At 42.9% G+C, this 18,891-nt stretch carries 16 protein-coding genes; 12 read left to right on the top strand and 4 right to left on the bottom strand.

The features are described from left to right. Positions 1-259: 259 nt before the first annotated feature. The 12 genes from DWX73_RS07780 (at position 260) to DWX73_RS07735 (ending at position 13,919) form a co-directional block, all read left to right on the top strand. Positions 260-1,399, top strand: a complete 1,140-nt coding sequence (locus DWX73_RS07780) for a class I SAM-dependent methyltransferase (protein ID WP_118348282.1) — start codon at positions 260-262, stop codon at positions 1,397-1,399. A 50-nt stretch (positions 1,400-1,449) separates the two neighbouring features. After that, positions 1,450-3,957, top strand: coding sequence for a hypothetical protein (locus tag DWX73_RS07775; protein ID WP_118348281.1), 2,508 nt, complete (start codon positions 1,450-1,452; stop codon positions 3,955-3,957). 5 nt (positions 3,958-3,962) lie between these two features. Next, positions 3,963-4,181, top strand: a complete 219-nt coding sequence (locus DWX73_RS13545; protein ID WP_158556835.1) for a hypothetical protein — start codon at positions 3,963-3,965, stop codon at positions 4,179-4,181. Beyond that, the gene (locus DWX73_RS13985; protein ID WP_118348280.1) at positions 4,130-4,963 is read left to right on the top strand and encodes a molecular chaperone TorD family protein; all 834 of its coding nucleotides are present in this window, start codon (positions 4,130-4,132) and stop codon (positions 4,961-4,963) included. The genes DWX73_RS13545 and DWX73_RS13985 overlap by 52 nt, the downstream gene beginning before the upstream one ends. Continuing rightward, entirely contained in the window at positions 4,861-6,870 is a 2,010-nt protein-coding gene (locus DWX73_RS07765; RefSeq protein WP_242996719.1) for a molybdopterin-dependent oxidoreductase, read from the top strand. Before DWX73_RS13985 ends, DWX73_RS07765 begins: the two co-directional genes overlap by 103 nt. A 92-nt stretch (positions 6,871-6,962) precedes the next feature. Continuing rightward, positions 6,963-7,091 carry a hypothetical protein gene (locus DWX73_RS14295; RefSeq protein ID WP_278321090.1) on the top strand — a complete coding sequence of 43 codons (129 nt, stop codon included), beginning with the start codon at positions 6,963-6,965 and terminating at the stop codon, positions 7,089-7,091. A gap of 132 nt (positions 7,092-7,223) precedes the next feature. Further along, positions 7,224-8,615: an asparagine--tRNA ligase gene (asnS, locus tag DWX73_RS07760; protein WP_118348278.1), complete on the top strand. Its 1,392-nt coding sequence runs from the start codon at positions 7,224-7,226 to the stop codon at positions 8,613-8,615. A gap of 140 nt (positions 8,616-8,755) precedes the next feature. Then, positions 8,756-9,451 (top strand): VanR-ABDEGLN family response regulator transcription factor, encoded by a 696-nt coding sequence (vanR, locus tag DWX73_RS07755; RefSeq protein ID WP_118348277.1) that lies wholly within the window; start codon positions 8,756-8,758, stop codon positions 9,449-9,451. Then, complete coding sequence (locus DWX73_RS07750; protein WP_118348276.1) at positions 9,441-10,715, top strand: sensor histidine kinase; 1,275 nt, start codon at positions 9,441-9,443, stop codon at positions 10,713-10,715. Before vanR ends, DWX73_RS07750 begins: the two co-directional genes overlap by 11 nt. Then, positions 10,615-11,646, top strand: a complete 1,032-nt coding sequence (locus DWX73_RS07745; protein WP_118348284.1) for a metallophosphoesterase family protein — start codon at positions 10,615-10,617, stop codon at positions 11,644-11,646. Before DWX73_RS07750 ends, DWX73_RS07745 begins: the two co-directional genes overlap by 101 nt. Before the next feature lie 5 nt (positions 11,647-11,651). Continuing rightward, positions 11,652-13,238 (top strand): ATP-binding protein, encoded by a 1,587-nt coding sequence (locus tag DWX73_RS07740; protein ID WP_118348275.1) that lies wholly within the window; start codon positions 11,652-11,654, stop codon positions 13,236-13,238. A gap of 24 nt (positions 13,239-13,262) precedes the next feature. Beyond that, positions 13,263-13,919 carry an HAD family hydrolase gene (locus DWX73_RS07735; protein ID WP_118348274.1) on the top strand — a complete coding sequence of 219 codons (657 nt, stop codon included), beginning with the start codon at positions 13,263-13,265 and terminating at the stop codon, positions 13,917-13,919. Positions 13,920-14,000: 81 nt separating this feature from the next. Here DWX73_RS07735 and DWX73_RS07730 read toward each other — a convergent pair whose 3' ends face one another. From DWX73_RS07730 to murC, 4 genes are all read right to left on the bottom strand, one after another. Next, positions 14,001-15,188, bottom strand: a complete 1,188-nt coding sequence (locus DWX73_RS07730; protein ID WP_118348273.1) for a ribose-phosphate pyrophosphokinase — start codon at positions 15,186-15,188, stop codon at positions 14,001-14,003. After that, on the bottom strand, positions 15,188-16,183 hold the full coding sequence (locus DWX73_RS07725; RefSeq protein WP_118348272.1) for an ATP-binding protein: 996 nt from the start codon (positions 16,181-16,183) through the stop codon (positions 15,188-15,190). The genes DWX73_RS07730 and DWX73_RS07725 overlap by 1 nt, the downstream gene beginning before the upstream one ends. Positions 16,184-16,243: 60 nt before the next feature. Next, positions 16,244-17,326, bottom strand: a complete 1,083-nt coding sequence (locus tag DWX73_RS07720) for a DnaD domain protein (RefSeq protein ID WP_118348271.1) — start codon at positions 17,324-17,326, stop codon at positions 16,244-16,246. Positions 17,327-17,506: 180 nt separating this feature from the next. Next, complete coding sequence (gene murC / locus DWX73_RS07715) at positions 17,507-18,883, bottom strand: UDP-N-acetylmuramate--L-alanine ligase (RefSeq protein WP_118348270.1); 1,377 nt, start codon at positions 18,881-18,883, stop codon at positions 17,507-17,509. Between the last annotated feature and the right edge of the window lie 8 nt (positions 18,884-18,891).

The raw sequence follows: 18,891 nt of genomic DNA, 5'->3' as shown, positions 1-18,891 counted from the left end.
AAAAAATAAGAATCTCCTGTAGAAAATCAGGTATAAAAACACTGATTTCTACAGGAGATTCTTATTTTAAGATTTAGAAGCTAAAAATCGGTATTAACCGACAGCCCCTTTTTTAGGAAAATCTTGCTAAATTCTAACGAAAATATTAATTTTGTTATTTTTTTGAATCGTTCTTGCATCTGTATTTGAGAAGCATTACAATACTAATATGTCAGAAAAATTCAATGAAAAATAGTTGACACGAAGGAGCAAAAGACGAGTGACAAAGGAATTAGATCAGGTTTTAAGAGAAAGTTTTACAATAGATTTTATTAGTGCGGTACTTAGCAATCCGAGAGAGAAAGAGGAACTTCAGAAAGTAAAGATCCGTCCGCTTTTGAAAGGCGCAGAGCTGCATTTTCAGTTGGAAGAATTCCGTGGGAAACAGGCATTTCATGAGAATGTCCGGGCAGAAGAGGCTGTGGTTAAGACAGGGGAGCTGATGCAGTTATTTAAGCAGATGCAGATCGAAACGAAAAAGTTTTCCTGTACCGTTCTTATTAGCAAGAAGGGAAAGATAACGATTAAGAAAAAGGCAGTTTCCGGCAAGGTGAAAGAGGTAGATCTGTCACATAACCGGAGCAAGAAGTATATTTTGCAGGAGGGAACACCGGTGATGTTTCTTCAGGATCTTGGTGTTATGACGGCAGATGGAAAGATCGTGCGGACAAGGTTCGATAAGTTTCGTCAGATCAATCGTTTTTTAGAATTTATTGAAGATATTCTTCCGAAGCTTCCAAGTGACAGAGAAGTGACAATACTGGACTTTGGATGTGGAAAGTCTTATTTGACATTTGCCATGTATTATTATCTTCATGAATTGAAAAAATATGATGTGAGGATTATCGGGCTTGATTTAAAGACGGATGTGATTTGCAAGTGCAATGAGTTAAGTGAAAAGTATGGATATGAGAAGCTTCGTTTTCTGGAAGGAAATATTGCAGATTATACAGGGGTAGATGAAGTTGATATGGTAGTGACACTTCATGCATGTGACACGGCAACAGATTTTGCGTTGGCGAAAGCAGTTGGCTGGAAAGCCAAAGTGATTCTTTCAGTGCCGTGCTGCCAGCATGAAATGAATGAACAGATTCAGAATGAAATTTTGCATTCGGCGCTGAAATATGGTTTGATTAAAGAACGGATGGCAGCGCTTTTTACAGATGCGCTGCGCGCAGAGTATCTTGAGAGGGAAGGATATGATACTCAGATTCTTGAATTCATCGATATGGAGCATACGCCGAAGAATATTTTGATTCGTGCGGTCAGAACGGGGAGAGCACACGAAAATGGCGAGGAAATAAAGCAGCTGGAAGATTTTCTCCATGTAACACCGATGCTGGGGAAACTGCTTGGATAGCCGGATGGATGCAAGGGGAGAATGAAATGATTAGAAGGGGTAGCTGATTCATGAAAAAGATTTTGGCAAGAGCTGGAATACTGGGAGCGATTTTTGTCGCGGCAGTAGTTATTTTCAGTATTTTGACGAGCAGGCAGAATGCAGATATGACGGTAGATATGGGGAATGCATCTTTGCCGCAGATTATATTTGAAACCGAAGGATATGAATTGAATCCATTGGCGGGCTATACGTCGGAGATGGATCTGACGGCTATGCGCGATACGCTGACACCGCTGGACAAAGATGGGAATTTGACTGTTCATATTAAAAAGAATCAAAAGAAAATAAAAGATTTCTCCTATACGGTATATTCTCTGAATGTACAAAAGACGCTGGCAGAAGGGAAGGCAGTTATCAAAGACGGGGCTGCGATTCTTTCGCTTGGCGCTGCAATGGGAGAGGAGAAAGAAGCTGTATTGAAGATTGAGCTTCAGCCGGAGGATGGACAGGAGATCCGTTATTATACGCGGATCACACTTGCAAAGGAGTATCATATTCGGGAATGCCTGGATTTTGTCGAACAGTTTCACACAGATGCGATTACAAAGAATCCGAATAACTCTATTGCATCATTACTTGAGCCAAATGCGGCGGCAGACAATGGTACGCTTCAGCATGTAACGCTGCACTGTGATTATAATCAGGTGCTCTGGGGAGAATTGAAACCGGAAGTAGTTGGTGATGTACAATGGAATATTAAAGAAGGTACGACTACTTACACGTCTGTTCAGCTGAAATATAAAGTCCGCACAACAGCTGCGGATGGAGCGGAAGCGCTTTATTATGTAAAAGAATATTTTAGAGTACGCTACTATCGGGAGAAGTTCTATCTTCTTGATTATGACAGAACAATGGAACAGCTGTTAGATGAGAACAGTAAGATGTTTTCTCCGGACGGTATTGATCTTGGGATTGTGCCGGAAGATATTTCTTATGTAACGAATAAAGACGGAACGGTGATTTCATTTGTGCAGGCGCGGGAACTTTGGAATTATGATCAGGATGAGGGGAAACTCTCCCGTGTCTTTAGTTTCCTCAGTGATGAGAATGATGACATTCGAAATGAATTTGATCAGCATCAGATTAAGATTATTTCGGTAGATGAAGACGGAAGCACGACTTTTGCAGTATACGGATATATGAACCGGGGACAGCACGAAGGAAAAGTCGGGGCGGCGATTTATTATTATAATTTGAAAAAGAATTTTGTAGAAGAAAAGGCATTTATTCCGAGCAGACAGTCATTTGCAATTGCAGAAGATGAACTTGGAAAGCTGATCTACTATAACCATGAAAAAGAGCATCTGTATGTGATGCTGGATGGTTCTTTTTACCGCATTTATCTCAAAGATGAGGGGAAGGAAGTCATTGTTGGCGGGCTTTCGGAGAATCAGTATGCCGCATCATCGGACGGTCATTTAATTGCATTTCAGATCGGTGGTGAATATGAGCAGGCGTCAGAGATTAAAGTGATGAATCTGCAGACAGAAAAAGAATATACAGTAGAAGCCGGAGGAGCGACGGTAAAACCGCTTGGATTTATCTATGATGATTTTGTTTACGGAGTATCCCGGGCAGAAGATGCAGGGAAAACCGTGTCGGGAACTTCGGTTGTACCGATGTATCGTCTGGAGATCCGCAGTACAGACAATCAGGTATTAAAGACATACGAGAACGAGGGCGTATATATTCTGGATGTGTTTATTGAGGACAATCTGCTGACGATGAACCGGGTTGCGCGAAATGGAGAGATTTATACGGCGGTGGCATCTGATTATATTACCGGGAACGAGGAACCGGAAGTCAGCAATATTCAGCTGGAGGCTTATCAGTCAGAGACGGAGCAGCGGAAGATGATGTTTTCATTTGACAGCAAGATTGAGGACGTTTCGCCAAAGATCCTAAAGCCGAAGCAGGTACTTTTTGAGAATCCGGTAACAGTAACATTGGATGCAGGAGTAACAGAAGGAAACTATTATGTGTATGGTCTCGGCCAGCTTCTCGGGGTATATGACCGGGCAGGGTATGCAGTTGTGAAAGCAGATGCGATTTCCGGAGTAGTTGTGGATTCCAGCCAGGTGTGCGTATGGGAGAAAGGAAACAGAGATCTGAGCTATGAAATTGAAGGATTCCAGCCGACAGTTGTGCAGGAGGGCGAGAGCACACTTGCAGCAAGTGTACGGGCTATTACAGAATATGAGGGAAATCCAATCGATGTTATGAAAGAAATGGCTAACGGAAGATCTGCCATTCAGATCCTGACAAATTATACAAAGGGAAGAGGAATGGATCTGACAGGATGTACAGTGGAACAGGTACTTTATATTATTGGCAAGGGAACGCCGGTAATCGCATTGACAGATCATATGAACGCAGTGATTCTGACAGGGTATACATCTGATACGGTAACATACATGAATCCGGCAGATGGAAGTGTGCATACTGTTTCGACAGAAGAAGTTGCAGCCATGTCAGCAGGAAGCGGAAATACATTTATTGGATATGTAAAGGATTAGCATATATGAAAATATCAGAACAATTTTATGAATATGCATATATTTTTTTAGCAGATCAAAATGCTGTTGGAAGTATTGCAGAAGAAAGTGAATACCAACGATTGATTGAAAGGGCAGGACAAAGAGTTCCTGCCTTTGGGAATCCTGCTATCGGAATGGAACGGGGAGACTTTTGGATAAGTATACGCTGGCTGTGCAGCGGGCTTATAAAAAAAGCGGTGTGAAGATTGTGCGGTCGGATCAGGCAAATGAACCGGCGGATTACATCGGCTATGAATGTCTGTTTTTATCCTTTTGGAGTTTTGTTCTGGAGAAAGAAACAGGTTCCGAAAATTTTACTGATGTTGGAGCGATGGCAGGAAAGATACTGCTGCGGTTTCTTGAGGAACATATGCTTTTGTTTTCGGAAAATTTGAAAAAAGAGTTGGAACTGCACGGGAATTATCCGAAATTTACAAAGCTTGTGAAAGAACTGCAAAGAACAGCAGAGAAGCTGAAGGATATAGTGACACAGTATGACAGATGTGGGCAGGAGAAGCGGGAAGCACAGGATAAAAAGCTTGATGATCAGATTCCGGTCTGGATTTCAGAATGGGAATCAGAGCATCAGAGCAGACCGATTCCGGCATCATTTGCTTTCTGCAGTCCGAATCAGAAAGAGGAGCGTGTCTGGATACGCAGCGCAGGCTGTTGGAATAATTGCGGAAGTTCCTGCCTGAAAGAAGTGGAAGTGTGTGATGGTTGTGTACTTCGTGTCCGTTCAGCGCGTACAGAGGAACTTCAGGAAAATCGACTGACAACCTGTATCCGGGGACTGGCATCCGCGGAGACATATTTGACGGCAGATCGTCTCAGATATCCCCTTCTTCGAACCGGAAAACGGGGCAGCGGCAGCTCAGGAGAATTAGTTGGGAAGAAGCGCTGCAGAGAATTGCAGCGGAGAATGTGCGTATCCGTGATACATATGGTGCTGCCTCCCGCTATATTACTTATTCGACGGGGGTAGTATCACTTGTGCGTCCGGATGAGGTACTGCGGCGTTTCCTGAATCTGGATGGAGGATTTCTTGGTTTTTATAATGATTACAGCGCAGCATGTACACAGTGGGCAACATCTCTTATGTATGGAACAGGTAAGACCGGAAACAGTGCAGAAGATTTATTGAACAGCAGTCTGATTCTTGTCTGGGGACATAATCCATTGGAGACGGGATTTGGACCGGCGCTTCGCAAAATGCTCTGCCGCGCGAAAAAGAAAGGGATTCGTATCATTACGATTGATCCACGCTGTTCCGATACAGCAGCCTATGGGGATGAATGGATTCCGATCCGCCCAGCAACCGATGGGGCGCTGGCGGCCGGGATGGCATATGTGATTATCAGTGAAAATCTCCATGATAAAAAATTTCTCCATACATATTGCAGCGGCTATGATCATGAGACGATGCCAAAACAGTATCAGAAGGAAGAAAGCTATGAAGAATATATACTCGGAATACGAGATCAGATTCCAAAGACGCCGGAATGGGCGGAAAAGATCACAGGGATTCCAAAAGAAAAGATTATAGAACTGGCGCATTTGTACGCCGAAAGTAAACCGGCTGCGATACTGCAGGGATGTGGACCGCAGCGTCATGCGAACGGTGAGCAGACGGTGCGGATGATTACAGCGCTTTCCTGTCTGTGTGGGAATGTTGGTATTTCCGGAGGCAGATGTGGTGCGGAAGATGATACAGAAAAACCGATAAAGGCATATTTCCCAAATGGAGAAGAACGCTATCCGGGAAAGATTCCGTGTTATTTGTGGACAAAAGCAGTTAGAGAGGGAACTTGTATGAAGCCGGTAAAAGACGGACTTCTCGGTGTCACAAAACTGGACAGTAATGTGAAGATGCTTTGGTGTCTTGGAGGTAATACACTCATTAACCAACATGGTGATATTAATGAGACTAGAAAGATTCTGGAAAATGAATCGCTCTGTGAATGTATCGTCTGTTCTGATGTATTTATGACGCCAAGCGCGATGTATGCGGATATTATCCTTCCGGCGGCATCGTGCTATGAAGTAGATAATATTACGCCGGCATGGCAGGAAGGAGATTTCCTCCTCTACAATCGGAAAATGACAGAGCCGTTGTTTGAGTCAAGATTTGAATATGAGTGGATTCGGCGATTGGCATGGATGAGCGGGGAAGGGGAAGCTTTCGATGATGGGAAAGAGACAATGGAGGAATGGCTGAAATCTCTTTATCGAGATATGCAAATAACAGATTCTGCTCTTATCTCATATGAAAAACTGCGAGAGAATGGAATTGCCAGATATGCAGAGCGTCCTCCGGTCATTGCTTTTGAACAGCAGAGAAAAGATCCGGATCATCATCCATTTCCAACTTATTCCGGTAAGATTGACTTTTTCATTCCATATATTCATCATTTATACGGGAAAGAAGAGATTGCAGCGATTCCGAAATATGTTCCTTGCGGAGAAGGAATAGAAGAGCTTTCAGAAGATGAGAATGAATTTCAGCTGATCGGCTGGCATACGAAAGTGCGTACACATTCCTGTCATGACAATAATCGGATTCTTCAGAAGAAAGAGCCGGAAGCAGTCTGGATGCATCCGGAAGATGCGAGAAAGCTTGGGATTACAGAGGGCGAGACGATTATTCTGGAAAATGTAAGGGGACGGATGAAAGTACCGGTAAAGATCACAAGCCGGATAGCGACAAGGGTATTGGCGCTCAGTCAGGGAGCGTGGTATGATCCGGATTCAGAAGGTACGGATCAGCGGGGAAGCATCAATGTACTTACATCATTGAAACCAACGCCTTTGGCAAAAGGAAATCCACAGCATACAAATATTGTGAGGGTACGCAAAAGGGAAAAAGATATTTCTGCCGGGCTTGACATCTAAGGTATTGTATGATAAACTCACTTCAATTTATTTTATAATTCATGAATTTAAGAATAAAATAAAGGGAAATTATTAGAAAGGAAGTTGAAGACATGAGAGTTTGGATGATGACGATGGAAGCAATGAATAATAGCAATAATAATAATCAGTTCGGAAATAATAATCATTTGTCCGGGCTTATTTCGTCGTATCCAGAAAAGCATGTAGCATCCTTGAGATAGATATGAAATGCAGATGATGGCAGCGGAATGAGCAGAAGATGCAGTCCGCTGCCTTTTTCTATTGCTTTTTTATTTATCTTTTTTGGGATGTATGCTATAATCAGAATAATGTATCAATCAGGAGGTTTTGAAATGGAATTAGTAACTGTACGCGAATTGTATAAGAACAGAGAAGCATATTTAGATAAAGAAGTTACTGTCGGGGGCTGGGTAAGAAGTATTCGTGATTCGAAAGCATTTGGATTTATTGTTGTGAATGACGGATCATTTTTTGAGACACTGCAGATTGTTTACCATGACACAATGGAGAATTTTGCAGAGATTTCTAAGCTGAACGTAGGAGCAGCGATCATTGTGAAGGGTGTTCTGACAGCGACACCGCAGGCGAAACAGCCATTTGAGATCCAGGCAACAGAAGTTGTTGTAGAAGGTGCATCTTCACCGGAGTATCCGCTCCAGAAGAAGCGTCACAGCTTTGAATACTTGAGAACGATCTCACATCTGCGTCCGAGAACGAATACATTCCAGGCAGTGTTCCGTGTGCGTTCACTTTGTGCATATGCAATCCATAAGTTCTTCCAGGAAAGAGATTTTGTTTATGTGCATACGCCGCTGATTACAGGAAGTGACTGTGAAGGCGCCGGCGAGATGTTCCAGGTAACAACACTGGATCTTGAACATCTTCCAAAAACAGCAGAAGGAGCAGTAGATTACAGTCAGGATTTCTTTAATAAGAAGACAAGTCTTACCGTATCCGGTCAGCTCAATGGAGAGACATACGCTCAGGCATTTAGAAATATTTATACATTTGGACCGACATTCCGTGCTGAGAATTCGAACACGACACGTCATGCAGCGGAGTTCTGGATGGTAGAGCCGGAGATTTCATTTGCAGATCTGGAAGATAACATGAACCTGGCAGAGAGCATGCTGAAATACATTATCCGGTTTGTAATGGAGCAGGCTCCGGAAGAGATGAATTTCTTCAACTCATTTGTAGACAAAGGTCTTTTGGAAAGACTGAATAACGTTGTGAACTCTGACTTTGCGAGAGTGACATATACAGAGGCAGTTGAGATGCTTGAGAAGAATAACGATAAGTTTGATTATAAAGTATCATGGGGATGCGATCTGCAGACAGAACATGAGCGTTATCTGACAGAGCAGATTTACAAACGTCCGGTATTTGTGACAGATTATCCGAAGGATATTAAGGCATTCTATATGAAGATGAACGATGACAATAAGACGGTTGCGGCAGTAGACTGTCTTGTGCCGGGAATCGGGGAGATCATCGGAGGAAGCCAGAGAGAAGATGATTATGATAAGCTTCTTGCTCGTATGAAAGAGCTGGATCTGAATCCGGAAGAGTATGATTTCTATCTGGATCTTCGCAAATATGGTTCTACAAGACATGCAGGCTTCGGGCTTGGATTTGAGAGATGTGTTATGTATCTGACAGGTATGTCTAACATTCGTGATGTCATTCCGTTCCCGAGAACAGTGAATAACTGCGAGCTGTAATAACAAATAAATAAACAGGCAACGGCAGGGCGGAGGAACAATATCTTCCGCCTTCCGTAGTTTTTTAAGATAAATATGTTGAGAAAACTTACATAAAGATGAAACATGTGCGAAGTACGGCGGTGAAAGGAGAGGAAGCTATGAATAATATTTTAGTAGTGGATGATGAGCGGGAAATTGCAGATGTAATTGAGCTCTATCTGCAAAGTGACCAGTACAGGATTTTTAAATTTTATACAGGAGAAGATGCATTGGAATGTATCCGGACAACGAAGATTGATCTGGCGATTCTTGATGTCATGCTGCCGGATATCGACGGATTTGAAATATTGAAAAAGATTCGTGAAAAGTACACATTTCCGGTAATGATGCTGACGGCAAAGACAGAATATATGGATAAGATTACAGGATTGACGCTGGGGGCAGATGACTATATTCCAAAGCCGTTTAATCCGCTGGAACTTGTGGCAAGAGTGAAGGCACAGCTTCGCAGATATACCCAATATAATGAAGGTCCTGTGAAGGCAGACGAAGATATTATTGATTTCGCCGGTCTGTTTCTGAACCGGTCTTCACATGAATGTATTTATTATGAGCAGCCGCTGACATTAACGCCGATTGAATTCGATATTTTGTGGCTTTTGTGTGAGAATCGTGGAAAAGTCATCAGTTCAGAAGAATTGTTTAAGCAGGTATGGCATGAACAGTATTATAAGAACAGCAACAATACAGTTATGGTGCATATCCGGCATCTGCGGGAGAAAATGAGTGTGCCTACAGGAAAATCTGATTTTATTAAGACGGTCTGGGGAGTAGGATACAAAGTTGAAGAATAATTATCGTAAACTAAAATTAAGCATTCTGCTGCAGACAGTTCTTGTTATGGCGCTCGTTGTGCTTGTTGGGAATTTTCTGATGGACTATGTGATTGACGGGATTGTAAATGAGCAGTTTGGTAATATTTTTGTAAAGTTACTCATGTGGTTTCAAGTAGACCGGGAGACGGCGAATTATTGGTACTGGCACTTGATCGGTCACAATAAACCGTTTTTTACGATTGTAGGATTCCTTGTACTTTTTGCGCTGTTTTTCTATATTGCGCTATCTAAGATGACGAAATATCTGGATCAGGTAGAGGATGGTATTGAAAATATTATTTCAGATTCCGATAAACCGATTCGTTTGATCACAGAGCTGAAACCGTTGGAAATGCGGATGAATGAAATTAAAGCTACACTTCAGAGACAGGCAAAGGAAAGTCAGGAAGGGGAAAAGAAGAAAAATGACCTGGTAGTTTTTCTGGCGCATGATCTGAAGACGCCGCTGACATCTGTTGTTGCTTATTTGAGTATGCTGGATACGCATCCGGATATGCCAATAGAAGAAAGGGCCAAGTACACACATATTTCGTTAGAAAAAGCAATCCGTCTGGGAGATTTGATCAATGAGTTTTTCGATATTACGAAGTTTAATCTTCAGAATATCGAACTGGAGATGACGACGCTTGACTTGTCTATGATGTTGGAGCAGCTGGCAGATGAAGCGTATGGAGTTCTTAGGGCGAAGCAGCTAAGATGTGAAGTGATAGCAGAAGAAGATCTGATGATTCAGGGAGATCCGGATAAGCTTGGAAGAGTATTTGACAATATTTTGAGAAATGCAATGACATATTGTTATCCGAATTCCACGATTGAAATTCATGCAGAGCTTAAAGAAAACAGGATTCAAATTGTTTTTGAAAATGCAGGGAAGACGATTCCTGAGAAAGAATTGGAACGAATTTTTGAAAAATTTTATCGGGCAGATGAATCGCGTTCCAGTAAGACGGGGGGAGCCGGGCTTGGACTTGCGATTGCAAAAAGAATTGTAGAGCTTCATCGCGGTTCTATCCGGGCAGAAAGTGCAGAGGAAAAAACAAGATTTATTGTAATGCTGCCAGCTGGCAGAAAGCAGGAACAAGGGGGAGAAAATGAGATTCATACACATCGCGGATGTACATCTGGGCGTAAGCCCGGACGCGGGAAAGGCGTACAGCGCGAAAAGAAGCAGCGAGATCTGGGACACATTCCGGGCATTACTGGACGTCTGCCAAAAAGATAAGATTGATCTGCTTTTGATTGCGGGAGATTTGTTTCACCGACAGCCTTTGCTGCGGGAACTAAAAGAAGTAAATTATCTGTTCTCAAAATTGACGAGAACGAAAGTGGTTCTGATTGCAGGAAACCATGATTATATTAAAAAAGATTCTCATTATCGGACATTTCAGTGGAGCGAGAATGTGTATCCGCTGTTTCAGAGGAAAATGAAAGGTGTGAGATTTCCGGAGTGGAAGACAGCAGTTTATGGATTTAGCTATTACGAGCGGGAGATTACAGAGCCGCGCTATGACAATGCGAAGGCGCCCCGGCTTGAGCGGTACGAAATTCTTCTGGCTCACGGTGGAGACGAAAAGCATATTCCAATCCGGCGGGAACAATTGATGACACTTGGATATGAGTATGTGGCGCTTGGTCATATCCATCGTCCGCAGGAGGTTCTGGATCATTATGCCAGATACGCGGGATCGCTGGAACCTACCGATCGAAATGATCTGGGGGTCCACGGCTATGTTTATGGCGAGATCGGGGAAAAAGGGGTTCGTACGAAATTTGTGCCTTTTGCGGGCAGAAGCTATCTTCCGGTGACGGTGCAGGTGACTCCGGAAATGACGAGCGAGGAACTGCGGGATTTTCTTCGGGAAGAAATAGAAACCCGGGGAAGTGAAAATATTTATAAAATTACGTTGAAAGGCCTTCGCGATCCGGATATTTCTTTTGCACAGATAGGAGAAAAAGCAGATGTATTTGGGAATATTCTGGAATGTACAGATGAGACAGAGCCGTCTTATCAGTTTGAGAAACTGATGGAACAGAATAAAAGTAATTTGCTTGGCAAATACATTGCGTCATTTCAAAATCCAAAGCAGGGGAGTATCAAATATGAGGCGCTGTGCGAAGGTGTGAGAGCTCTGTTGGAGACGAAGAGGGGTTAGGAATAATGAGGATTCAGGAACTAATCATAAAGAATTTTGGGAAATTTTCAGATAAGACCATTCCCCTAAGAGACGGTGTGAATCTGATCTATGGAGAAAATGAATCGGGAAAGACAACACTTCATACCTTTATCGGAAGTATGCTGTACGGAATGGAACGGGGGCGTGGAAGGGCGGCGGCCACAGATACATTCAGCCGTTATGAACCGTGGGAGAATCCAAATTATTATGCCGGCGCAGTCAGATTTGTGTGCGGCGACCGGACGTTCTATCTGCAAAGAAACTTTGATAAATACGGGAAAAGCGCATCGCTGATCTGTGAAGATGACGGTGAAGAATTGTCTCTGGAAGACGGTGATCTTGCGGCGCTGCTGGATGGAATGCAGAAGTCGCTCTATGAAAGTACAGTATCTATTGGACAGTCTGAAACAAAGACAAAAGAGGCGCTTTCCATTGAGCTTAGAAATCATGCGACTAATTTTTATGCAACAGGCGATGAGGAGTTGCAGCTTGATGGCGCATTCCAATATTTGAAGGAGAAGAAAAGAGAGCTTGACCGGGAAGAGCGTGAGCAGGAACTGGCAAGGCAAGAGAAGCGGGATGCAGTAGAAAATGAAGCATCCTATGTATGGAGAGACCTTCACAAACTGCAGCAGGAATTGGAAGAGGCAGAAGATAAACTTGACAGAGCAGCAGAAGAACGTGAAAGAAATCAAAAGCAGCTGGAATTTTTCCAGAAGCGTATTCAGGAAGAAGAGAGACAGGAAAAGGCACGTCCGAAGAAATGGCGAGTTCATCCGGCGGCATTTATTGCAATGCTGCTGCTTCTTATCTTTGCGATTGTTATACTGGAGCCTCCGTGGAATTATCTTTGGGCGATTGTAATATTTCTTGCATCCAGTCTGTATGTGTGGAATAAGATGAAAGACGGGCGGCGTGTACAATCGGAGCCGGCTGAAGAAAATGGAAGAGAAGAAGAGACGGAAGAGGAACATTTTGATCGTGCGGAGGAGAAGCTTCGCTGGGAGGCAGACCGGATTCGGGAAGAATATCGGGATAAGGAAATCCGTTATGAGAATCTGAAAGAGCAGCTAGAGGAACTGAGTGAATTTGAGGATAGCAGTGAAACGTTCCGCAAGAAAAGAGAAGCGCTCCAAATAGCGGAGAAGCGCCTCAGGGATTTGTCAGATCAGATGCAAAAAGAGATTGGATATCGGCTAAATAAGAGAATTTCAGAAATCATTCAAGAACTGACGGACGGGCGTTATGAGAAACTTTTGGCAGATGATGAGATGAAGCTGTTTCTTCTGAAAGATGGGCGGAAAATCACACTGGATCAGGTCAGCAAAGGAACCGCAGAACAGATTTATTTCGCGCTTCGTATGGCTTCGTCAGAAATACTATATGAAGAGAAGTTTCCAATCATTCTGGATGATGCGTTTGCATATTACGATGATACACGTTTGGCAAGAATACTGGAATGGCTTTCCGGGCAAGGCTGCCAGATCATTTTATTTACTTGTCAGAAACGAGAAGCAGAATTATTAGAAGATCTGGGAATTGAATATCACTATGTAAATCTGTCAGAATAATGACAGTAGATAGAGGAGGAAAACATGTACCAATATTATTTATTTGATCTGGACGGAACGCTGACAGATCCTAAAATCGGGATTACATCCAGTGTACAGTATGCACTGAGAGATTTTGGAATAGAAGAAGAGAATCTTGATAAGCTGGAACCATTTATCGGACCGCCGCTGATTGACAGTTTTATGGAATTTTACGGAATGACGAGATCAGAAGCAGAAAAGGCAGTTGTAAAATACCGGGAACGTTTCTCAGTCAAAGGGAAATACGAAAATGAAATTTATGACGGAATTCCGGAACTGCTGAAATGCCTGAAAGAAGCAGGAAAACGTCTGGCGATTGCTTCAAGCAAGCCGACTGTGTTTGTAAAAGATATTCTGGAATACTTTCATATTCAGCAATATTTTGATGTGATTGTAGGCAGCGGGCTGGACGGCAGCAGAAATACAAAAGAAGAAGTTGTAGAAGAGGCGCTTATGCAGCTATACGAAAAAGAAAAACCGGATCCGGAGAGAACGGTAATGATCGGGGATAGGAAATTCGATATTGAGGGAGCGAAGGCGCACGGACTTCACAGTGTGGGCTGTGCCTATGGATACGCCGCAGAAGGAGAACTTGAAAAAGCAGGAGCAGAGGTAATTGTAAATAGTGTAGAAACTTTGAAAGAAGCGCTTTTGCGATAAGAATAGGAAATGAATTTCAAAAGGGAATATAAAAGAGAGGATAGTCTGGAAATCATCCATGCTATCCTCTTTTGTGTCTGTTTATTTCTGATTTTGTTTTTCTTTATATGCATTTACGAGATGCTGGATACGCTCGTTCGGATCAAGAATATCACTGATAGAACCGTCATGGTTCAGGGTATCGATGATGAGAGCGATGTATTTGCTCAGATCACAGCTGATGTAGTAAGGTCTCTTCAGCAGTTCCGGAGACTGGTAGATACTGTTTGTTGTCAGGATCGCATCGATCAGACCTTCTTCATATGCGCGGTCGAAACGTTCCATTCCACTTGTGAAAAGTCCAAATGTTGCAGCAGCAAAAATACGTTTTGCTTTTCTTGCTTTCAGCTGTTTTGCAACATCAAGGATACTCTCACCAGAGGAGATCATATCATCGATGATGATAACGTCTTTGCCTTCTACAGAAGTTCCGAGGAACTCATGGGCAACAATTGGGTTGCGTCCGTCAACGATTCTTGTATAATCACGGCGTTTGTAGAACATACCCATATCAATTCCAAGTACGTTGGCAAGATAAATAGCACGGCTTGTAGCGCCTTCATCCGGGCTGATTGCCATTAAATGTTCACTGTCAATCTGAATATCATCGTATCTTTCCAGAAGTCCTTTGACAAACTGATATGTCGGTGGAACTGTCTCGAAGCCACTGAGCGGAATTGCATTCTGGACACGCGGATCGTGTGCGTCAAATGTGATGATATTATCTACGCCCATAGCAACGATTTCCTGAAGTGCAAGAGCACAGTCAAGTGATTCGCGGCTGCTGCGCTTATGCTGACGGCTTTCGTAAAGGAATGGCATAATGACATTAATACGTCTTGCCTTACCGCCTACTGCGGCAATAATTCTCTTTAAGTTCTGGAAATGATCGTCCGGTGACATGTGATTTACCTGACCGTTTAAAGAATATGTAAGGCTGTAGTTACATACATCCAGCATCAAATACAGATCCATACCACGGATAGATTCTTTGATAACACCTTTTGCTTCTCCGGAACCAAAACGCGGTACCTGTGCATCAATAATATAGTTGTCTTTTACATATTCGTGGAATAAGAGATCCTCTTTGTGCTGATTAAGGCTCTCTTTACGCCATTTTACAAGGTAGTCATTAACCTTGTCCCCCATTTCCTGGCATCCGTCTACCGGAATGATTCCCAGTGAGCCAACTGGGATATTGTCCAGATTTCTCTCTTCGCGGTGTAACATTAGTGTTCCTCCCTGTTCATTAATTTCTTCTGTATGCGAATATCATCGCCGGTTAATCTCAGCATCGTGTAGTTGCTGGTAATTCGAGAGAAAGTTCTCTCGGAGTAAAGTTCTACCAGAGAATCCAGTGTCAGATTCGTTGAGATAATGGTAGACTTTCGGTTCAGCAGACGTTCATTCAGACATAGGAACAGCTGTGATGAAGTAAACGAATTCGTAAGTTCTGTTCCGAGATCGTCAATAATGAGCAGATCACAGCTGAAAATGTGTTCATACATAACGCCCGCCGTCTCATCTTTTTCAAACTTATACTTAGCAATTATATCAAATAGTTCAAATGCGGTAAAGTATATCACTGAATAAGATTTATTAATTAATTCCCGGGCAATGCAGTGGGACAGGAAAGTTTTCCCGACCCCGGTACTGCCGTACAGGAATAAATTACGGAAATCCGTAGAAAATGTATTGACAAATGCATGGCAGGCTGCCAGAGCATCCTGCATCAGCGCCAGCGAAGAGCGCCCTGTCTTCTTGTCAATGTAGTGGTTTGAATAGTAGGAGAGAGAGAAGGTATCAAAATTCTCTTTCTCAAGAATCTCCTGGAGATTCGACTGTGTATAGAGAAGCCGGATTACGGCTTTCTGGAAACAATGGCACTTTTGATTGCCAATATAACCGGTATCGCGGCAGTCAGAACATTGGTAGATTGGTTCCAGATAATCTTCAGGATATCCGTTAGAAGTTAGAAGAGCTTTTTTTTGCAAAGTCAGCTTCTTTTGCTGTTTCCGGAAATCCTCCACAGCCCGATTATCTCCGGACAGGAGTTTTCGTGCCTGTGCTACTCCGAGGGAAGAGATCGCATCATCTGTCTTCTTTAATTCCGGAATCTTGCGGTATACCTCTTCGTATCTTGCGAAAAGAATGTCTTTATTATGCAATTGCCGCTGTTCGTAGATGCGCATAATCGCATCATACTGGCTATTTGTAAGTCCCACGGAAAATCTCCTTTGCTGTTTGTAGTCTTATCATTAATAATAAAAAAATTGTCTTGTCTGCTAATTGCTGTTCAAAAGCTGCTGCTCCAGTGAATCCAGATCGTAGGAACGGCCTTGAAAATTATTGAAGCGGTTATTGGTCATTGGTTTTGCAGGAACAGGGCGAGCCTTCTTCTGTTCTTTTTCCTGGCGGAACAAAAGATCCGCCTGCTCGATGTCGGCAGGATGCCGTACATTCTTTTCTTTCCAGCTTTTCAGAATGGTATCCGCATATTCAAAGCTTGGCTGGTGGATCGCTGAAATTGTGCGATTGCACGCTTCCAGGATCATCTCAAGAGTGAAGCCGTATTCTTCGCTCCAACGGCGGATGTAATCCTGTTCCACTGCAGCCGGACTGCGTCCGGTAATTCCGAAAGCAGCAAGAATCGAATAGCATGTCTTGTTTCGGACATTTGTCCGCTCTTTTGCCTCGTCCACAGTTGTAATATTGGCTTCATACCATGCAAGAGCAACTTTCTGGATATAGTGGATACTCTTATGCCCATTGTCCACGCAGTGTTCAATCAGAAATTCAATCAGATCTGTAGAAAATCCAAGTGATTCATAAAAATAGATAATCGTGTCCACTTCGGTGCGTGTTAAAGTCTTTCCGAGATACTGCTCTGTGATGAAGAGGATCTGTTTTAACTCTTCCTGGGACTGTTTGGCATTTTGAGACGGAGCTTTGCGGGATGCAGCTTTTGCGGAAGAAGGATTCAAAGCAGAAGAATCCAAAGCGGAAGCCTCTAAGACAGAAGGCTTATCTGCCGGTATAGTATCGGCAGCAGAGGAAGTTTCTGTCAGGGCTGCTACATGTTCAAGAGCGATTCCGCAAATGCAGTTACTGGCATCACAGGTAATTGTGATCAGTCCGATCTTAGCCCAGTAATTTAAGGCACGGATAATGTCTTTCTCTGTATTATCTAAAATATCAGCCAGCATAGAAACAGAAAGGGGGATAGAAGGCTGATTCAAATGACGAAGCAAGAGAAGATATACTTTTACATATTCTCCGTTTGCTTTCGCCATATAATGATCTATGAATTCGTTCTCAACGGACGTTGTATTGTCCTGAAAACGGCTTGTTAATGTCAATGTTTTCATATGTATCTGCCCCTCTGTCTGTTAAAATCTGTCTGATTTTGTGCAAATTCCAAAATCATAATTATTAATATAGATATCTATGATTGATTATAGCATTTCCGCTGGGGATAAAAAAAGCCCTTTTTCCAGTAAAAAAGGGCTTTTTTGTGGATAACCATATGTGGATAGTGTGGATAACTATTATTTTAATAGATTTTCTCCGATATTTACAACATCTCCGGCGCCCATAGTTATCAACAGGTCACCGTTTTGGCAATGTTCCGCCAGAAATGCTTCTATGGCTTCAAAGGATGGGAGGTAATGTACATCGCATCCGGTTTTCTTGATCTCTTCGGCAAGCTGTTCGGAAGAAATTCCGAGATCATCATGTTCCCTGGCCGCATAGATATCTGCAAGAATAACATGATCGGCAGAAGAGAGCGCTTCTGCAAATTCATGGAAGAATGCCTTTGTTCTTGTATAAGTATGCGGTTGGAATACGCACCACAATTCTTTGTGAGGATAGTTCTCGGCAGCTGTGAGTGTGGCAAGGATCTCTGTTGGATGATGGGCATAATCATCTACGATGGTTACTCCGTTTCTCGTTCCTTTGTACTCAAAGCGCCGGGCAGTTCCGTGGAAAGATAAAAGTCCTTTCTGGATCGCTTCAAATGAAATGCCAAGCAGATCAGCGGCCGCAATTGTAGAAAGGGCATTGCTGATGTTATGGATTCCAGGCACAGACATTTGAATTCGTCCTACTTCTTTTTGGCGGATCATCAATGTAAAGGAAATATTTCCATCTTCAGAGTGGCGGATATCCGATGCACAGTAGTCAAATTCCGGCTTCATACCGAAAGTAATGACCGGACAGGAAATATCTTTGGCAATCTCTTCATAATGGTCAATCTCACCGTTGATGATCAGACTTCCGTCTTCAGGAAGCAGACATGCAAATCGGTGGAAGGAATTGCGGATATCTGCAAGATCTTTAAAGAAGTCCATATGATCTTCTTCTATATTTAAAATAATTCCGATCTTCGGGAAAAAATGAAGAAAGCTGTTTGTGTATTCACATGCCTCGGTAACAAAGATCTCAGAGTGACCGACACGAATATTGCCGCCGATAGCCTTTAAGATACCGCCCACAGAAATAGTAGGATCTGCATCTGCGGCAAGCAGAATGTGTGTCAGCATGGATGTACTGGTAGTCTTGCCGTGAGTTCCGGAAATACAGATCGGCATCTCGTAATTAGTCATAAGCTGCCCGAGAAGTTCAGCCCGGGACAGCATTGGAAGATTTCGTCTGACAGCTTCCCGGTATTCTGGATTATCCTCGTGTACAGCGGCGGTATATACAACGACTTCTGTTGTGGGAGGAATATTATCAGCATTCTGACCGTAGAATACGGAAGCACCTCTTTGCGTCAACATAACTGTCAAAGGAGATTCCTTTGTGTCAGAGCCGCTGACAGTAAATCCTTCATCAAGAAGAATTTCCGCAAGACCGCTCATGCTGATTCCGCCGATGCCGATAAAGTGAATATGTAGTGGTTTATTAAAATCAATTTTATACATAAAAATAC

Origin of the sequence: Coprococcus sp. AF21-14LB (assembly GCF_003458885.1) — a bacterium.
Classification (GTDB): Bacteria; Bacillota; Clostridia; order Lachnospirales; family Lachnospiraceae; genus UBA9414.
This window is presented reverse-complemented; position numbering and strand designations above follow the sequence as displayed.

What these genes read in the sequence shown, in the direction of transcription:
- DWX73_RS07775 (WP_118348281.1), top strand. Translation starts at nt 1,450, where the DNA reads ATGAAAAAGATTTTGGCAAGAGCTGGAATACTGGGAGCGATTTTTGTC.
- DWX73_RS13545 (WP_158556835.1), top strand. Translation starts at nt 3,963, where the DNA reads ATGAAAATATCAGAACAATTTTATGAATATGCATATATTTTTTTAGCA.
- DWX73_RS14295 (WP_278321090.1), top strand. Translation starts at nt 6,963, where the DNA reads ATGAGAGTTTGGATGATGACGATGGAAGCAATGAATAATAGCAATAAT.
- asnS (WP_118348278.1), top strand. Translation starts at nt 7,224, where the DNA reads ATGGAATTAGTAACTGTACGCGAATTGTATAAGAACAGAGAAGCATAT.
- vanR (WP_118348277.1), top strand. Translation starts at nt 8,756, where the DNA reads ATGAATAATATTTTAGTAGTGGATGATGAGCGGGAAATTGCAGATGTA.
- DWX73_RS07740 (WP_118348275.1), top strand. Translation starts at nt 11,652, where the DNA reads ATGAGGATTCAGGAACTAATCATAAAGAATTTTGGGAAATTTTCAGAT.
- DWX73_RS07735 (WP_118348274.1), top strand. Translation starts at nt 13,263, where the DNA reads ATGTACCAATATTATTTATTTGATCTGGACGGAACGCTGACAGATCCT.
- DWX73_RS07730 (WP_118348273.1), bottom strand. Translation starts at nt 15,188, where the DNA reads ATGTTACACCGCGAAGAGAGAAATCTGGACAATATCCCAGTTGGCTCA.
- DWX73_RS07720 (WP_118348271.1), bottom strand. Translation starts at nt 17,326, where the DNA reads ATGAAAACATTGACATTAACAAGCCGTTTTCAGGACAATACAACGTCC.
- murC (WP_118348270.1), bottom strand. Translation starts at nt 18,883, where the DNA reads ATGTATAAAATTGATTTTAATAAACCACTACATATTCACTTTATCGGC.